General features: G+C 32.5%; 14 protein-coding genes. 4 read left to right on the plus strand and 10 right to left on the minus strand.

Translation table 11 applies throughout. The features are described 5' to 3' along the window. Window positions 1-69: 69 nt before the first annotated feature. The 3 genes from C8D80_RS11820 to C8D80_RS11830 form a co-directional block, all read right to left on the minus strand. Window positions 70-1,956: a putative porin gene (locus tag C8D80_RS11820; protein ID WP_133610655.1), complete on the minus strand. Its 1,887-nt coding sequence runs from the start codon at window positions 1,954-1,956 to the stop codon at window positions 70-72. A gap of 91 nt (window positions 1,957-2,047) precedes the next feature. After that, window positions 2,048-3,589 (minus strand): RagB/SusD family nutrient uptake outer membrane protein, encoded by a 1,542-nt coding sequence (locus tag C8D80_RS11825; protein ID WP_133610657.1) that lies wholly within the window; start codon window positions 3,587-3,589, stop codon window positions 2,048-2,050. A 12-nt stretch (window positions 3,590-3,601) separates the two neighbouring features. Then, entirely contained in the window at window positions 3,602-6,667 is a 3,066-nt protein-coding gene (locus tag C8D80_RS11830; protein ID WP_133610659.1) for a SusC/RagA family TonB-linked outer membrane protein, read from the minus strand. A 198-nt stretch (window positions 6,668-6,865) separates the two neighbouring features. On the opposite strand from C8D80_RS11830, the gene C8D80_RS11835 reads away from it, so the two are divergent. Further along, a complete protein-coding gene (locus C8D80_RS11835; RefSeq protein WP_133610661.1) occupies window positions 6,866-7,525 on the plus strand; it encodes a ribonuclease HII in 660 nt (219 codons plus the stop codon). Here the strand turns inward: C8D80_RS11835 and lipB are convergent. Beyond that, a complete protein-coding gene (gene lipB / locus C8D80_RS11840) occupies window positions 7,522-8,217 on the minus strand; it encodes a lipoyl(octanoyl) transferase LipB (RefSeq protein WP_133610663.1) in 696 nt (231 codons plus the stop codon). The genes C8D80_RS11835 and lipB overlap by 4 nt on opposite strands. A 260-nt stretch (window positions 8,218-8,477) precedes the next feature. Between lipB and lysS the strand changes: the two genes are divergently transcribed. After that, window positions 8,478-10,175 (plus strand): lysine--tRNA ligase, encoded by a 1,698-nt coding sequence (gene lysS, locus C8D80_RS11845; RefSeq protein ID WP_133610701.1) that lies wholly within the window; start codon window positions 8,478-8,480, stop codon window positions 10,173-10,175. A 33-nt stretch (window positions 10,176-10,208) separates the two neighbouring features. Here lysS and C8D80_RS11850 read toward each other — a convergent pair whose 3' ends face one another. The 3 genes from C8D80_RS11850 to C8D80_RS11860 all read right to left on the minus strand — a co-directional run bounded on the left by C8D80_RS11850 (window position 10,209) and on the right by C8D80_RS11860 (window position 13,602). Continuing rightward, window positions 10,209-12,200 carry a TonB-dependent receptor plug domain-containing protein gene (locus C8D80_RS11850; RefSeq protein ID WP_133610665.1) on the minus strand — a complete coding sequence of 664 codons (1,992 nt, stop codon included), beginning with the start codon at window positions 12,198-12,200 and terminating at the stop codon, window positions 10,209-10,211. 53 nt (window positions 12,201-12,253) lie between these two features. Beyond that, the gene (locus C8D80_RS11855; protein ID WP_133610667.1) at window positions 12,254-13,102 is read right to left on the minus strand and encodes a hypothetical protein; all 849 of its coding nucleotides are present in this window, start codon (window positions 13,100-13,102) and stop codon (window positions 12,254-12,256) included. 122 nt (window positions 13,103-13,224) lie between these two features. Next, the gene (locus tag C8D80_RS11860) at window positions 13,225-13,602 is read right to left on the minus strand and encodes a hypothetical protein (protein WP_242004834.1); all 378 of its coding nucleotides are present in this window, start codon (window positions 13,600-13,602) and stop codon (window positions 13,225-13,227) included. 128 nt (window positions 13,603-13,730) lie between these two features. On the opposite strand from C8D80_RS11860, the gene C8D80_RS11865 reads away from it, so the two are divergent. After that, window positions 13,731-14,162 carry a hypothetical protein gene (locus tag C8D80_RS11865; protein WP_133610669.1) on the plus strand — a complete coding sequence of 144 codons (432 nt, stop codon included), beginning with the start codon at window positions 13,731-13,733 and terminating at the stop codon, window positions 14,160-14,162. A 71-nt stretch (window positions 14,163-14,233) separates the two neighbouring features. Further along, a complete protein-coding gene (locus C8D80_RS11870) occupies window positions 14,234-14,560 on the plus strand; it encodes a hypothetical protein (protein ID WP_133610671.1) in 327 nt (108 codons plus the stop codon). Window positions 14,561-14,591: 31 nt separating this feature from the next. Here the strand turns inward: C8D80_RS11870 and hemL are convergent, their stop codons facing one another. The 3 genes from hemL to C8D80_RS11885 are packed head-to-tail and all read right to left on the minus strand — an operon-like array spanning window position 14,592 to window position 17,669. After that, window positions 14,592-15,878, minus strand: a complete 1,287-nt coding sequence (gene hemL, locus C8D80_RS11875; RefSeq protein ID WP_133610673.1) for a glutamate-1-semialdehyde 2,1-aminomutase — start codon at window positions 15,876-15,878, stop codon at window positions 14,592-14,594. Then, complete coding sequence (locus C8D80_RS11880) at window positions 15,878-16,768, minus strand: glucosaminidase domain-containing protein (RefSeq protein ID WP_133610675.1); 891 nt, start codon at window positions 16,766-16,768, stop codon at window positions 15,878-15,880. The genes hemL and C8D80_RS11880 overlap by 1 nt, the downstream gene beginning before the upstream one ends. After that, on the minus strand, window positions 16,758-17,669 hold the full coding sequence (locus C8D80_RS11885) for a 1-aminocyclopropane-1-carboxylate deaminase/D-cysteine desulfhydrase (protein ID WP_133610677.1): 912 nt from the start codon (window positions 17,667-17,669) through the stop codon (window positions 16,758-16,760). Before C8D80_RS11885 ends, C8D80_RS11880 begins: the two co-directional genes overlap by 11 nt. Window positions 17,670-17,705: the final 36 nt, after the last annotated feature.

Genomic DNA, 17,705 nt, shown 5'->3' on the forward strand with positions numbered 1-17,705 from the left:
AAGCTCGCAATGACAGATTGTAGCGAACAGCAGGAACACGGTTTGCAAAAATGCCCAAGCCAATCGTTTCTATTTAAAGAAATTCCAAACTAAACCAAAACGAACCATAAAATCACGATACGGATAATTTGGCGCTGAATAAAAATCATAACCCGTCCAAGCAGAGTTGAAATGTTCCGCTTTTAAGAAGATTCGGGTTTGTTTTACTCTTGCATTTACGAAGAAATCAAACATAGGAAAGCCCCCAATTTTAGTTTCATTTTGGACGTAAAACTCTCCAAGTAGAGGATTATAATCGTTGGCGTAGTACTTAGAAAAGTATTGAAAAGTTACTCCTGTTTGTAAAAGCATTGCTTTTTTGAACACAAAATCCGTAAAATATAAAGTATTTCGGGTTACAATTTGAGGTACGTTAACAACATTATCTGATTGATCAACGGATTGATACAAAATGGTGTTATCTAAAGCTAATTTCCAAAACTTGATTTCTTTGTTTGCTTTTACAGAAAGATAATTAATGGTTTTATCGTATTGTACTGGCTTTACCATTAACTCTGTTATATCATTTGTTTGATTATCAAAAAACAAGTGATCATTAATAACTTTGTATGTTGCAGAAACGTTTAACCATTTAGTTTGAGCTGAAAATTCAAATTGGTTCAGCTTTTCGTTTTTAAAATTATTAAACCAATTGTAATCCACATAACCGCTTTGGTACAATGTGAAATTCAAATTAGGTAAACTATTTAATTTTTGATATTTGAATTGAAAATTATAATCCTCATTCACTTTATAGTTTGCAGTAGCTTCAATATTTGAAATTGATTGATCTGAAATTGATTGTGAAGCATGTAATCTTACATTAACATTATTAATTAGATAGGAATAGTTACCACCCACCATGTTAATTCTATCTGAAACAGCATTTGGAACCGTTATATTTCCAAGAGCGTCATAAACAACACTATTATAGTAATAGTTGTAATTGTTATCGTCTATAAAAAATTCCAAATCACCATAAGATTTAGTTTTATAGGCTACTCCAAATTTATTGTATAAATGATTGTATCGAGTTTTAGTACTAATGTTATTTGTATAAGTATCACCAAATCTTTCGCTAATAGTAGGCTGTGTGAATTGGAAAAACTTATATTCTTGATTGAATTGATGTGTAAAAACTAAACTATTGGGATTTGTTTTATTCAACTTAAAAGATTGATCAATAAAAAAACGATTTCCCTTTAAAAGTGATGTAGCATTGGTAAAATAAACTTCTATTCTTTCTCTTTCATTAAATGGATCTTCACTAGTTTCGAATTCTTCAGCATTTACAATTCCACCATTTTCCTGATTGGATATATCTTGACCCGTAAAGTGAGCATTTAGAATATAACGTTTATCATTAGTAAAATAACTAGTAGTAAATCTAAAATTACCTGAACTTGTTAAATTATTCACATATTTTCCTAAAGAACGAAGTCCGCGATAAGCGATAGAAAAATTCAGATTTGGCTTCGTATTAACGGTTAAAAAAGCATCTAAAGCTTGCCCTTGTTCCATAACCGTCTTAAAATACAAATCGGTCAAAGGAGTTGGCACCGAATAATAATTTATATCATCGACCTCTAAATAATTAAAATGTTTGGCTTTGAAGCCAAAATTTGGAGCAGCACTTTTGGTGTACAACCCAAAATCTAAGGAATTATAAGTATGTCCTTCATTTGCAAAAGGCATCAATCCGAAAATATCTTTACGTAATAAATTGTATTTGTATTCACTTTGAATGGTAAGCGAAGTATCTACATAAGTGGTGTCTTTATGTAGGGTGTAGATTTTATATAGATCTATAGGGGCTTTGACAACTTTTGAAGTGTCTTGATCAATAACATTTTTTGTGTTTTTTTGAGCAACAACAGAAAAAGTAACGAATAGAAATAGAAGAAATAAATTTTTCATTTGCATAAAATAATGACAAATGTAATGAGAAAATAGGGAATAAAAAAAGGGCTACAAAAGTAGCCCTTTTAAATATTTGATATACTAAATATTAGTAACCAGCATTTTGTTGGATAGCACCATTAGCATTGATTTCTGATTGTGGTATAGGTAAAGCCCATTTGTAACTATTCAATGGTAAATTAACTGGATCTCCACCAGGAATATTTAAACCATTATAGTCCATAGGATCTCTATCTAAACCAGTAATTCCAGCTAAAACTCCTAAACGTTTGATGTCAATAAATCTGTGACCTTCAAAAGCAAGCTCTAAACGTCTTTCGTCTAAAACACCTTTCCATGCCGCAGTAACATTACCATAAACAGGAGCTGCTTGGTCTGAACCAAAACGAGCATCTCTAATAGCATCAATAGCAGTTGCAGCACCAGCAAAATCATTTGCAGCAGCTCTACACTCAGCTTTGATTAAATACATTTCAGAAATTCTCATAATTTTATGATCATTATTGAAAGCATTTGTAGCAGAAGTAGCAGCAGTTGCACTACCTGTAGCAACACCACCATGTTTGTGTAAAACTAAACGATCAGATCCTAAATAATCAGCTTCATTTTGGTAATCAGCAGAAATAATTGAAGACGGAGCAACAATTACACCTCTTCTTACGTCTGAAGGAGTAGCATCTAAGATATTGAATAATGATCTACCAACTTCATAGAATGGTGAACCACCTACTGAAGGACGAATTGAACACCATCCATTGTGTAAGTTAGTACCTTGCGCATTTTGTTGAGCTGTACGTTTTAAATCAAAAATAACTTCAACATTAGCTGGCTCATTATCAGTCCAGAAAACTTGTCTGTACTGAGCTGGAGTAGCTAAACTAACACCTGAAGTAGCAATTACATCATCAGCCCAAATTTCTGCATTAGGATAATCTCCTTTATAAGCATAAGCACGAGCTTTTAATCCTTTAGCAAAATTTCTGTTTGCTTGGAAAACAGCTGGAGCTGGAGCAGTATTCGTAGCTAAAATAGATAACGCTGTATCTAAGTCAGAATGAATTAAAGTATAAAAAGCTTGATTTGTAGTTCTTAAAGGCGCTTCATCAGCTCCAATAACTCTATCAGCTAAAATACCTGCCAAAGCAGCATTATCTTTCGTGTCTGGAGAGAAGTAAGCAAGAATGTTTAAATGAGCATAAGCTCTTAAAATTAAAGCCTCAGCTCTTAAACGATTGATAAATTCTTGATCAGCTGGACTTGCAGCTACAATAGAATTAGAACGATCAATTACACGGTTGATTCTAGCTAAAGCAAAATAATTTGATTGCCAAATAGCTGTAGGAGCAGCAGAAGAAGGGAAAATATTGAAAACAATTTCAGCTGAAACCCCTTGACCACCGTTGTTAAAACCTTTAGTTGCCTCATCAGTAAATACAGATGTAAATACTGGAGCTGTTCTATCTGTTAACAAGTTGTAACCCGAGTTCAACAACCTTTGCATATCTGTAGATGTTACAATAGCAACCTCTTCAGTTAATTGCCCAGGAGCAAAAGTCTCGGTCAAATCCTCATCACAAGATACTATAAAAATAGTACTTGCAACTAATAAATAACTTAAATATTTTTTCATAGTAAAAATTTTTTAAAATTTAATATCTAAACCAAAAGTATAGATTCTTGGTGTTGGATATTGATATAAATCTTCAAGTCTTGGACTTTCTGGATCATACCCTTTCCATTTAGTAAAATTAACTAAATTTTCACCTTGTAAGTTAAACGATAAATCAGTAATAAAAGTTTTCTCTAAGAATCTCTTAGGTACTTTGTAACCAATTTGTAAGTTTCTTAAACGAACGTAAGAAGCATCTCTTAAGAATCTATCAGATAAATCATCTGAACCTAAATTAGCTGCTGATAACGAAGGTACGTCAGTAGTAGTATTTGTTGGTGTCCAAGCAGTAGCCAACTCAGAAGCAACAGTAAACTGTCCTAAGTTTGTTGGATCCATTAAAGACTCGTAATCAGTGTCAAATCTCCACACATCAGTCACAAAAGTGAAAGTTGTTGCAGCGAAGAAACCTTTGTAGTCAAAATCAAGTCCAAAACCACCTTGCCATTTAGGCTGGAAACTTTTACCTGTTTTTCTTTGATCTGCAGCAGTTACAGTTTCAGTTACGTTACCGTTGATATCTAAGAACAATAATTCACCATTTGCCTCGTTAACACCTACATAAGGAATTGTGTAGTACTCATAGTACATACCACCATTGTCAGAAACGTTAACTGTACCATGTTGGATTCTACCATTATTTGTTACAATACCACTAACTTCGTTAGTATTGTGAGCAGCATTAGCTCTAATAGTCAACTTCATTTCATTAGCATCATTTTTAATTAAATCATAAGCTAATTGAATTTCATGACCAAAGTTTCTTAAACTTGCATCAGAGTTAACATTTAAAGATCCTGTACCAGAAGTATTTGTTACTGGTTGACCTAAATACATATCTAATGTTTCTCTGTTGTAGTAATCGTAAGTACCTCTTAAACGACCTTTGAATAATTCAAAATCGATACCAGCATTCCACTGTTTAGTATACTCCCATTTTAATGAAGGGAAACCAAAGTTAATACCGTATCCTAAACCACCATTGTAAGTGTTGTTAGTTGGTTGATAAATATCTAAATATCTTACAGGAACAATTGGAGCATACACAGTACCATCAACGATACGAGCATTACCTACAGTACCAATTGACCCTCTTAATTTCAACACATCTACGAAAGATGCACCATCCATGAAAGACTCTTTGTCGATATTCCATCTACCACCTAAAGACCAAAATCTTTCAGATTGATTATCAGCAGCGAAATAACTAGTTCTATCAGATCTAACAGAAGCAACTAAACCATATTTTTCTTTATAATCGTAATCAAATGATCCAAAATAAGAAATATAATCAACTCTTGATCTTCCTGCAGAAGCCTGAGCAACATACCAGTCATTAGTACCTAAATCAGCAATATATCCAGCTCCAGTATTAGGAACAAACGTTTGAGGATTTAAACCTCTTTGTCTTTGGTTATCAGCTTGAAAAGTTTGAAAGTTATATTCAGCACTTCCGTTTAAACCAATTTTATGATTACCAAATTGTTTTGTATAATCTAATTGATATAAATTATTAAAAATAAACTCTCTTCTATTGTTGATATCTTCAAAACCATTAAAAGCACCACCATCAAAACTCGCTACACCAGGAGTGTTAGAGAATAAAAGAGCATTAAATGAGTTAGGATATTCAACTTGATTTCTAAAAGTTGTTAAATTTTCAGCTGAAGTTCTAATTCTTGCAGTTAAATCATTCGTAATTTTATAAGCAGCCTGAGTAGCAACATTTAATCTAGTTTCTTCAACTAAATTTCTATATTGAAACAACTTATCCATCAACATATATGGAGTAGCTAATAATCCTGGAGTATTGTTATACTCATCGAAAGTCCAAGTTGAACCTTGGTAACGATTTGGATCTAAGTAAGGAGCTCCTAAATAAGCACCCAAGATATAGTTACGGTTTACACCAGTTGTACCAATACTTGGATCTTCATTGTTTTTAGAAAAACCTACACCAATATTCATATAGTAAGTAAACTTACCATTGTTTGATTTACCGTTTAAGTTATTACGTACTGTAAATCTTTTTAAACCTGTAGTTTTTAAAGTACCTTCTTGATCAAAATAACTAACAGATGTAAATGAGTTAATGTTTTTTCCATTATTCTCTACACTTAAGTTATGACTTGAAGACTGACCAGTTCTGAAGAAATAATCAACCCAGTCTGTATCAACATCATAAGCTGCAATATCAGCATCAGACAAAGACACACCTAAACCTGTTCCATATTCTTTCTCAAGTGCCAATAAACCTCTAGCACTTATGAAATTATATTTTGGAGTTTGTAATTCAGTTAAACCATACTGAGAAGAATATCTAAAAGTAGTCTTAGACTCTCCAAAAGTTCCTGTTTTAGTTTTAATTACAATAACACCATTCGTACCTCTTGAACCATACTCAGAAACTGCAGCAGCATCTTTTAACACCTGTACTGATTCAATGTCATTAGGGTTAATAGATCTAAAGTTATCACTGTTAGATGGAAAACCATCAATAACATATAAAGGATCCCCATTTGCAGAGAAAGACCCAATACCTCTAATAATAACACTAGATTTAGCACCTGGCTGACCAGTTGAAGCTGTAATATTAACCCCTGCTAACTGACCTTGTAATGTATTCATAACATTGGCATTTGGTCTGTTTTCAATAGTTTTACTATCAACTTTAGCTACAGAAGTAACAGCAGATTGCTTAGTTACTGTTCTATAACCTTGAATAACTACATCTTTACCTTCAACAACATCATCTTTTAATGACACATTGTAAGTACTTGCAGCAGTTACAGAAATTTTAGCAGCTTTCTTACCTGTGTAAGTAATTACTAAAACTTCACCTTGTTTAGCCTTGATAGTATAGTTACCATCAAAGTCAGTAGTAGTACCACGAGTTGTTCCTTCAACAACCACGTTAGCACCTGCAATTGGGCCTAGTTCATCAGAAACCACACCCGTAACAGTTTTCTCTTGCGCGAACGAAAACTGCATTGTAAACGCTACTAAAAGCGTAAAAATCCATTTGAACTTCGATCTCATATTAAATTTATTTGAGTTAGTTATTCCGCAAACTTCTTAATTATTTCTTAAATAAACAAATAATACTTCGGAATATTACTAATTTATTTTTGTTAAAGTTTTAAATTTAAAAAAACATTTTACGGAGATTTCTCATACTAAAGATGAAAATATCGCAAAAAGGTTGCTTATAAAATTATATTTTTGTCAAAAAAAAGCATGTTAAGTAAAAGTTACAGTAATTTAATATTAGAATGCGGAACTGACGAAGCTGGAAGAGGATGCTTGGCTGGCCCAGTAACCGCAGCAGCTGTATTATTACCTACAGCATTTGAAAACAATCTATTAAATGACTCTAAACAACTTTCCGAAAAAAACAGAGAAAAATTAAAGCCAGTCATTGAAGAAACAGCAATTAGTTTTGCAGTTACCCATATTTTTCCAAATGAAATTGACGAAATAAACATCTTAAATGCTTCAATGAAAGCTATGCAAGAGTGTATTTTGCAGCTAAATCCAACTCCTGAGTATATAATTGTAGATGGAAATCGTCCTTTAAATGGAAAATTAGGTATGAAACAAAAAAAAGGAAAGATTTTTACTACAGAGGAAATTGAAATTTTAAAATTAATTCCTTCTACAAGTATTATTAAAGGTGATAGTAAATATTTAAGTATTGCAGCAGCATCCGTTTTAGCAAAAACTTACCGAGACGAATACATGGATAAAATCCATGAAGAATTTCCAATGTACAATTGGAATAAAAATAAAGGCTACCCAACAAAAGACCACAGAGAAGCCATTAAAAAATACGGCCCTTGCAAATATCACCGAATGAGTTTTAAATTATTGCCTGAACAATTGACTTTGGAATTTTAAACAATCTCTGCTTCAAACAAATTTTGAAAATGTTTTAAAATTTTTTCTTTTACTTCTTGTTCGTTTATTTCTTTTCCTAATTCGGCATGCATTGATGTAACGGCTTTTCCTTTTATGCCACACGGAATGATATTATCGAAATATCCTAAATCGGCATTTACATTTAATGCAAAACCGTGCATGGTTACCCAACGTGAAGCTCTAACGCCCATAGCGCAAATTTTTCTAGCAAATGGTGTTCCTACATCAAACCAAACTCCGGTTTCGCCTTCGCTACGAGTTCCATGTAAACCATATTCTGCTAGAGTTAGAATGATAGCCTCTTCTAAAAAGCGTAAGTATTTATGAATATCAGTAAAAAAATTTTCTAAATCTAAAATAGGATAACCTACAATTTGTCCAGGTCCGTGGTAGGTGATATCACCTCCTCTATTTATTTTGTAAAAAGTGGCTCCTTTTGCTTCCAACTGTTTTTCAGAAAGTAATAAATTTGAAACATCGCCGCTTTTTCCTAAAGTATAAACATGTGGATGTTCTACATATAAAAAATAATTTGGTGTAGCAATTGAAGTTTCCTCTCTCCTATTTTGAACTTTGATGTCCACAATTTCTTTGAATAATTCTTCTTGATAATCCCAAGTGTCTTTATAATCTTTATTTCCTAAATCTTGAAGTTGGACTTTTTTATTCATGGTAAACGAAATTGTGTTTTGAAAAGTGATGCAAAGATACAAATAGTTTGCTAATTAGCCCTGACAGGAGTGACATCCTTTTTTTATATGTTGCCATCGAGAACCTCAGGCAACATATAAAAAAAGATAAAACGGATGGCAGGAAAATGATAACCAAAAAAAACCAAGCCATTCGCTCCAAAACCTCTGTAGAATTTTCAAATTTTCAAATTGGTACATTTTTAAATTATACCTATCTTTGCACGCTTAAATACAATACTATGCAACTTTCGGAACAAGAAATCATTAGAAGAGACAAACTAAACGCTTTACGCGAACTTGGAATTAACCCTTATCCAGCGGATTTATTTCCGGTGAATCACACTTCAAAGCAGGTGAAGGAAAATTTTGAAGAAGGTAAGAAGGTTATTTTGGCTGGACGTTTGATGAGTGTTCGTGATCAAGGAAAAGCTTCGTTTGCTGAATTACAAGATAGCGAAGGAAGAATTCAGTTGTATTTTAATCGCGATGTGCTTTGCGAAGGTGAAGACAAAACGCTTTACAATCAAGTTTTCAAAAAATTAACCGATTTAGGTGATTTTGTTGGAATTGAAGGAGAATTATTCATGACGAAAGTTGGCGCTATGTGCGTTCGTGTGGATGATTTTAAAATGTTGAGCAAAACTTTAAAACCGCTTCCGTTACCAAAAACTGACGAAGAAGGTCACGTTTTTGATGCGTTTACTGACCCAGAATTACGTTACCGTATGCGTTACGTAGATTTAGTGGTAAATCCACAAGTGAAAGAAGTTTTCATGAAGAGAACAAAATTGTTCACGGCTATGCGAACGTTTTTCAACGAAGCAGGTTATATGGAAGTGGAAACTCCAGTTTTACAATCGATTCCAGGTGGAGCGGCAGCACGTCCTTTTATTACACATCATAATAGTTTAGATATTCCATTATATATGCGAATTGCTAACGAATTATATCTAAAAAGATTAATCGTTGGTGGATTTGACGGTGTTTACGAATTTTCAAAAAACTTCCGTAACGAAGGAATGGACAGAACGCATAATCCAGAATTTACTGCAATGGAAATTTATGTAGCTTACAAAGACTACAACTGGATGATGGAAATGACTGAAAATCTTTTAGAATATTGTGCTACTCAAGTTAACGGAACAACAGAAGCTACTTTTGGCGAACATAAAGTAAACTTCAAAGCTCCTTACGCTAGAGTAACGATGACCGATGCCATCAAACAATTCACAGATTTTGACATTACTGGAAAATCGGAAGATGAATTGCGCGAAGCTGCAAAATCTATGGGAATCGAAGTGAATGACACCATGGGGAAAGGAAAATTAATTGATGAAATTTTTGGTGAGAAATGCGAAGGTAACTTCATTCAACCAACTTTCATCACCGATTATCCAAAAGAAATGTCGCCATTGTGTAAATCTCACCGTGATAATCCTGAATTAACAGAGCGTTTCGAGTTGATGGTTTGTGGAAAAGAAATTGCAAACGCCTATTCAGAATTAAACGACCCAATTGACCAAAGAGAGCGTTTTGAAGCACAAATGGCTTTAGCCGAAAAAGGTGATGACGAAGCTAACGGAATCATTGATGAAGACTTTTTAAGAGCTTTAGAATATGGAATGCCACCAACTTCTGGTTTAGGAATTGGAATGGACAGACTGATTATGTTCTTAACGAACAATCAATCGATTCAAGAAGTATTGTTCTTCCCACAAATGCGTCCTGAGAAAAAAGGACCAGAATTAACAGAAGACGAAAAACACATTATTGAAATTTTAAAAGCTAACGAAGGAATTTCGATTGGTGATTTAAAAATAAAATCAGAGTTAAGCGGTAAAAAATGGGACGCTGCCAGCAAAGGTATTAGCAAACATGGCTTAATGAAGATTACAGTTGACGGTGATAATAAAATTGCTGAATATTTAGGGAAATAAATAAAAAAGGAACTCAAATGAGTTCCTTTTTTATTATAAACTATAATTCAAATTTATAAAGATATTTCTACCCACTCTTGGAATATTATTCCAATCAGCATAAGTAGAATAATATGTATCTAATAGATTTTCCCCACCTATTCTAGTTGTAAAATTATTTGTCCCTAATTTGAATTTGTATCCACTACTAACATTCAATATGGCATAACTTGGAGTTTTATCTTCACCAAATTCACTATTATAATTTATTTGTGAAGCATTTCCAGATACTGAAATTTCAGCATTAAATTGATTTTTAATAAATCGCAATGAAGACATATAACTTAGCGGACTAATAAACGGCAAGTTTTTGTTTTCACTATCTTTTCCTTTTGCAAAAGTGGCTTGAGAAAACCATTTAAAAGAATTTGACAAATATATTTCAGCAGAAATATCCGTATTAAAAAGCGTAGCATAATCTAATGCGGTATAAATCCTTACCCCATTTGCTCCTATCGTCATTGGAACTAAACTAACATCTGTTTTAGCAATAATATAATCATAAATTTTAAAATATGAAGCCGAAGCGTTTATCTTAAATTTATCATTTTTAAACCCAATAGATAAACTTCCTTCTAATGCTTTTTCATTTTTTAAATTTGGATTTCCAATATTATCATATCCATCAAAACTATTAAAAAGATAAAAACCATAGCCTTCTGAAACCGAAGGCGCTCTTTCGCCATAAGCTAATCCAAAGCCATACTCAAAACCTAATTTCACATGATTATATCTGGAAGCAACGCTTTTTAAAATTCTACTTTTTTCAGCTTTTAATTCAGGATAAAAAATTTGAATACTTTCTAACCCAAATTGACTTGCCACATGATTGATATGACTTCCAAAAGAAGTTAAAATTTTTAAACTAGAATGACAATTAAAAACAAATTCATCTTCTAAAAAAACACCATTATAAAGTGTTCTAACATCGGGCCAAGTATACATAAACATCAAATTTTCATTTGGATCTGATGGATACATTGTCATTTCTGCTATCGACTTGTTATAAAATGAATTTAAATTAATCAAAAAATGATGTTTTGCTTTTGAAAAATTTACTTTTGAATAATAACCAAAAGTTTCGCTCCAGCCTGGCATATCCATATGAATGGGAACATTTGGACGAGTTGTATCATCCATTTTGTGCTTAATGGTGTTGAAATAAAGTTTGGTTTCCCAATTTTTTACTTTTGAATTTAATGGAACATACTCATATTTAATTGAAGCAATAGCAGCCTCTGCCAATGAAACATCCATGGGTAAAGCTGGATAACCAACATTAGTAGCTTTATCATAAATTATAGCTGTTTCTATGCTTTTATTATTGCTAAATCTAAATCCAAATGTGCTTGAAAAGTTTGCCTTACTAAATTGAGAAAACAATACTTCATTGCCATTTCCTGCTTTATAGTTTTCTGCATTACGAAGCATAACATCTGAATCTACATAAAACAAACTATCACGATAATTAACCGAAGCGCCGAGTATTTTTTGTTTATTATTAGTTTCAAAACCTGAATTTAAATGAAATTCCCACTTTTTTTCTCCAAACGTGTTTTTATTTCTTTTTAAATCAATTGAACCGCCAATAGTGTTACCAAAACATCCGCCTTCTTGTCCAGATACTATTGTAGCTTCTTCTAAATTCGAAACTTCAACATAAGAAGTTATTGGATCCATCTTATCGGTACAAGCACCAAAAATTCGCATTCCATCAATGGTTACAAGTGTTCGTTCTGATGGCATATTATTAATAATTGGTTCCCAAGCGTAGGCACCGCGTTTAATCATATCAACTTTTAGAGATTGCTGTAAAAATTCATCAATAGAACCCAAAGATTTTGATTGTTTTTCATACAAATTGGCCTTTTTTCCTATCAAAATAACTTCTTTAAGTTCTTTGATTTTTAGCGAGTCATTTTCTTGATTTTGTGCCAACACAAATACAGAAAATAACAGCACTAAAATTGAGACTGTTTTTTTCATATCTTATCTAAAAAAGGTCAAAAACAACAGAATTTGACCTTTTTATTTTTTTACTAAAACTCTATTTCAAAAAAGATACTACTTGAAGTAACGGTGTCGGTAATTTCTTCACCTTTTACAATTGTTCCATCAGGTTTTGCTAATTGCAGATTAATTTTCCAATATCCTGTCATGGTTAAAGACAATTTACCATTATACAATTCACCTGCAGTAGTTTGTGTTGCATGAACATTGTTTGGCGAACTATGATTACCCATACTTGGCATTCTTGGATCAATTTTTAAAGTATAACCATCTACAACTGGAAATGTCATCATATCTTGCATTTTCCATACTCCTACAACCATATCATTTAACGCAACAGAAGGGTGATGAGGCTCAGCATAAGCAACTAAATATTTTACGCCATCTGTTCCCATAAAAGTATTAACAGTTCTTTTTGCTGAAGCTGGCACATCAATAACAGAAGTTGTTGTGTAATCTATTCCATCAATAGAATAATCTATTTTTAAATCCCAATATTCTGTATCATTTTGAGCCATTTGAAACATAATATAACCTTCATATAATGTTCCTTCTGATGTAATTTTTTCTACCTCAGAATTTGGACACGAATGGTTCATCATTGCCATGTGCATAACAGGCATCCAAGATACTGTTGCATTTTTAATGTATTGATTTGTTACATTATCCTTAATTCTTAATTTAACTTCGTTATAACCTTGAACTAAAGCTCCGATGTGAGAATACAACTCAATTGTGTGTGTAGTATTTGTCATTTCTTGAAATTTTGTAAGTCCATCTAACTCATTAATAGTAGTAGAATCATCGTTATCAGAACATGAAATAAGTGTTAAAGCCATAAATAATATGGCTACTATATTTTTTAATTGAAATTTCATTTTGAAAATTATTTTAGTTTAAAATTTAATATTATTTGTGTTTAAAGATTGATTTCTTTAAATAATTTTGGACATAGATATCCTAATCGAATCTTAGCATTAGAAACGATTGCAATAAAAAATTAAACTAAAAAGGTGGGTGGATGAAAAGTGGACTGTATTGCAGTCAAAGCATACAAATTCTGATAATCAGAATTGATTTTTTTGTTTGTGAAAACGAAATTTTCAGCAAAAGAAACTGCTTTAAATTCTTGACAAAACATGGTTTCAATTTCTTGTTTTACGTTTTGCTTTTTGTCGGAAGAAATGGGTTTATCTTCCTCTGCAGATTTTGCTAATTGTTTCGCTAAGTGACATTTTCCATTACATTTAAGTACTGGTTTATCCTTATTTTCACAAAGCTCTTTTACAATATAGTCATAGTTAATAACGTATTCCAAAAATGGAATAACTGGCTTTGCCAGCATAAAAAAAGCGATTAAAATGACTAAATTTTTCACTTTACAAATATACAAACGATTTTACTATTGAAATTGATAAAAATCAGTTTTTACTAATTTTTTGTCAATGATTAAACCTTTTCAAATTGATTCTGTCTTATCATCAAACAATTAAAAAATATAGAAAGATGAAAAAATTAATTTTAGCAATTGCATTAGTAGCTACTACACTAACCTTTGCACAAGACAGAAAAGCAAGAGGAGAAAAACTAACTCCAGAGCAACAAACTGAACTTCAAGTTAAAAGAATGACTCTTGAATTAGATTTAGATGAAAAACAGCAAAAAGAAATCAAAACTATTTTAGCAGAACAAAGCAAAAAAAGAGAGGCTAAAGTTGCTGCAATGAAAGCCAAAAAAGAAAAAGGTGAAAAACCAACAGCAGATGAAAAATTTGCGATGAAAAATGAGATGCTTGACAATCAAATTGAAATGAAAGCCAAAATGAAAAAAATTCTGAAACCAGAACAATACACAAAATGGGAAGATAAGCAAGCAGACAAAAAAGAAAACAGAAAAGAGAGAATTGAAAAAAAAGTTGAAAAACGTAGTGCCAAATAATTATTTTATTGAAAAATTTTGATTTTTATTGAATTTAATATAGTTTTGACGAAACAACATTAAAATTAATTATGAAAAAGATATTCTTTTCAACTCTATTCTTATTTGCTATTAGCAATGTAACATTTGCACAAGAAAAAAAAGAAGCTGACGCTAAAACTTTAGCTAAAGCTGAATTAAATGAACTTGTAGCAGAAATTACATTAGATAATTCATTAGAAAACGGATTATACATGTTATTAGTTTACAAACATGATGCGTTAGCAAAAGCTACTTCTGACAATGAGCGAAATGCAGTATATGAAACTATGAAAAGTAAATTAGATGGATCGCTTACTCCAGAGCAGTTAAAAAAGCTAAAGAGTAATAAAAAACTTTACGAAAATTTAATCAAATAAAAAAAGTCCCGATTTTATCGGGACTTTTTGTTTATAACTCTTTTGCTACTTCTTTAATTTTAGCAATAGTAAAATCTAAATCTTCATACGTTAACGCATCAGTAATAAACCACGTTTCATAAGCTGAAGGCGCAATATAAATTCCTCTGTTTAACAATCCGTGGAAGAACTTCTTAAACGTATCGTTATCTCCGTTTTTAGCCGTTGCAAAATCATAAACAGGATTAGCATCAAAATGAACTGAAATCATCGAACCTACTCTGTTAATAGTGAAAATAACATTTTCTTCTGTTAATACTTGTCGGATTCCGTTTTCTAAATACGCTGTTTTTTCATCTAAACGTTTAAAAATATCCGCATCAGTATTCAAAGCTTTCAACATTTCTAATCCAGCAGCCATAGCTAACGGATTTCCAGATAATGTTCCCGCTTGATAAACTGGTCCTAATGGCGCTAAGTAATTCATAATTTCTTCTCTTGCTGCAAATGCACCAACAGGTAATCCACCACCAATTACTTTACCAAAACAAACAATATCCGCTTGAACTCCGTATAATTCTTGCGCACCACCTTTTGCCAAGCGAAATCCAGTCATTACTTCATCAAAAATAAGCAAAGCTCCGTTTTCAGAACAAACGAATCGCAAAGCTTCTAAAAACCCTTGTGCTGGCGGAATGCATCCCATGTTACCAGCAACAGGTTCTATAATAATAGCCGCTATCTCATTTTTATTAGCTTCAAATAATGCTTTTACGTTGTCAATATCATTATAAGCTGCCAACAACGTATCTTTTGCTGTTCCTTCTGTTACACCTGGAGAATTTGGCACACCAAACGTACTCAAACCACTTCCTGCTGCAATTAAAAACGAATCTGAATGTCCGTGATAGCAACCCGAAAACTTGATTATTTTATCTCTTTTTGTAAATCCTCGTGCTAATCGAATAGCACTCATACAAGCTTCTGTACCTGAATTTACAAAACGGATTTTATCGATATTTGGAACCATAGAAACTGCCAATTGAGCAATCTGAGTTTCTAATTCTGTTGGCATTCCAAAAGAAGTTCCTTTTTTAGCTTTTTCTATAACTGCATTAACAACCGGCTCATAAGCGTGCCCTAATATCATCGGTCCCCATGAATTGATATAATCAATTAATCGGTTACCATCTTCATCATACAAATAAGCTCCTTTTGCTTCTTTCGCAAAAATAGGCGTACCTCCTACTCCTTTAAATGCGCGTACTGGAGAATTTACGCCACCAGGAATTACTTTGTTAGCTTCTACAAATAGTTCGCTACTTCTTTTATATAACATTATTTTATTTTGATTTGTTGCCCAATAGAAATGGCATTGTCAGACATATTGTTTAATTTCTTTAAATCATCCACCTTAAGATTGAATTTTTTTGACAGAGAGTACAAAGTATCACCTTGTTGAATGGTATAATAATCGCCGCCTTGCGCTAGAATCACTTCTTTTTTTGAAGGTTTGAAATCGCGACTTAGGACTTCGTTATCGTATTTGTATAATTCGAAACGTTCGATTAATCCAATTAATTTATCTGGATATTTTACATCCGTTGCATATCCTGCTGATTTTAATCCTTTTGCCCAAGATTCATAATCACCTTTATCTAACTTAAATAAATTAGAATAACGCGGTCTAGAGGTTAAGAATAATGAATGATCGCGATACGATTCAGATGGATGTTCATACTTTCTAAAACATTCTTGCGCGGCATCGTCATCGTGTTTTACACTTTCACCGTTCCATTCTTTATGACATTTAATTCCGAAATGATTATTGGCACTTAATGCTAATTTCCCTTTACCTGCTCCCGATTCTAAAATACCTTGCGCCAATGTAATACTTGCAGGAATTCCGTGAGCTCGCATGTTATTTTGAGCAATTTCTTTGAAATTATCTACATAAATTTGAATTTCTTCGGCATACGTTTTTACGTTAGATGTAGCCACTAAACTAACTTCTGAATCGGTTTTAGGTTTAGAATCTGTAGTTTCCGATTTAGTTGGTGAAGTTACAACAACAGGTTTTGTAGTTGTTTTTGTCGTCGTTTTTGTTTGGGTTACTGGCTTAGATTTTGTCGTTACTTTAGGCTTTGTGGTAGTTCTAACAACAGGTTTGGTGCTAGTACAACTTACAACAAAAAGAGCCAAAATAAATAGAGCAAATTTAATTTTCATAAAACTGTATTATTTCTTTATTCTTACTTTGTAAAGCAAAATTCATGCCTTTAATTCCTTGTAAACCACCGGTGTGAATCATTAATATTTTTGAATTTTCTGGAAAATATCCTTTCTCAATTAAATCCAAAACTCCAAAAACCATCTTGCCCGTGTATACAGGATCCAATGGAATAGCCGTTTGACTGTAAAACGAATTTAAAAACTGAATCAATTCGTCTGTTACTTTTCCATAACCTCCAAAATGATAATTATCGTTTATACTCCAATTGGTTTTCGATACAAAATTACGAATTACCTCAGACAAAAAAGCACCTTTTAACGAAGAAAATCCAATTATCTGCTGTTTTTCAGTTGACGAATTAATCAAACCTGAAATTGTTCCACCTGTTCCTACTGCACAAGTAATGTGTGTGAAATATTCCATATCTGAATCCGTTAGGATTTCTTCACAGCCTTTTATTGCCAAATTATTAGTGCCGCCTTCAGGAACTAAATAGAAGTTACCATACTTTTCATGCAAATGTGAAACAAAAGAAGGTTCTTCTTTATCGCGATAAGCAGTTCGGCTCACAAAATAAAACAGCATGCCTAATTCCTGTGCTTTAGCTAAAGTAGGATTTTCACCTATTTTACTTTCAAGTTCTTCACCTCGTATTACTCCAATCGTTTTAAAACCAGATTCAGCTCCAGCACCAGCAACCGCTAAAATATGGTTTGAAAAAGCTCCGCCAAAAGTCAACAAAGTAGTTTGATTAGCTTTTTTTACCTCTTCGATATTGTATTTGAGTTTTCTATATTTATTTCCCGAGATAATGGGATGCAATTTATCTTCTCTCTTTATAAAGAGTTCGATGCCGTTTGGTAATGCGATTTTGATTTTTTGGTTTGATGATTGCATAAAAAAAGCAGCCTTTTAAAGCTGCTTTCAAATATA

The sequence above is a fragment of the Flavobacterium cheniae genome (assembly GCF_004363695.1).
Lineage (GTDB): Bacteria > Bacteroidota > Bacteroidia > Flavobacteriales > Flavobacteriaceae > Flavobacterium > Flavobacterium cheniae.

Bases quoted from the DNA above. Each gene is read 5' to 3' on its own strand.
- hemL (WP_133610673.1), bottom strand. From the start codon at position 15,878: ATGTTATATAAAAGAAGTAGCGAACTATTTGTAGAAGCTAACAAAGTA.
- C8D80_RS11830 (WP_133610659.1), bottom strand. From the start codon at position 6,667: ATGAGATCGAAGTTCAAATGGATTTTTACGCTTTTAGTAGCGTTTACA.
- C8D80_RS11885 (WP_133610677.1), bottom strand. From the start codon at position 17,669: ATGCAATCATCAAACCAAAAAATCAAAATCGCATTACCAAACGGCATC.
- C8D80_RS11850 (WP_133610665.1), bottom strand. From the start codon at position 12,200: ATGAAAAAAACAGTCTCAATTTTAGTGCTGTTATTTTCTGTATTTGTG.
- lipB (WP_133610663.1), bottom strand. From the start codon at position 8,217: ATGAATAAAAAAGTCCAACTTCAAGATTTAGGAAATAAAGATTATAAA.
- C8D80_RS11835 (WP_133610661.1), top strand. From the start codon at position 6,866: ATGTTAAGTAAAAGTTACAGTAATTTAATATTAGAATGCGGAACTGAC.
- C8D80_RS11880 (WP_133610675.1), bottom strand. From the start codon at position 16,768: ATGAAAATTAAATTTGCTCTATTTATTTTGGCTCTTTTTGTTGTAAGT.
- C8D80_RS11865 (WP_133610669.1), top strand. From the start codon at position 13,731: ATGAAAAAATTAATTTTAGCAATTGCATTAGTAGCTACTACACTAACC.
- C8D80_RS11870 (WP_133610671.1), top strand. From the start codon at position 14,234: ATGAAAAAGATATTCTTTTCAACTCTATTCTTATTTGCTATTAGCAAT.
- lysS (WP_133610701.1), top strand. From the start codon at position 8,478: ATGCAACTTTCGGAACAAGAAATCATTAGAAGAGACAAACTAAACGCT.
- C8D80_RS11855 (WP_133610667.1), bottom strand. From the start codon at position 13,102: ATGAAATTTCAATTAAAAAATATAGTAGCCATATTATTTATGGCTTTA.
- C8D80_RS11820 (WP_133610655.1), bottom strand. From the start codon at position 1,956: ATGAAAAATTTATTTCTTCTATTTCTATTCGTTACTTTTTCTGTTGTT.
- C8D80_RS11825 (WP_133610657.1), bottom strand. From the start codon at position 3,589: ATGAAAAAATATTTAAGTTATTTATTAGTTGCAAGTACTATTTTTATA.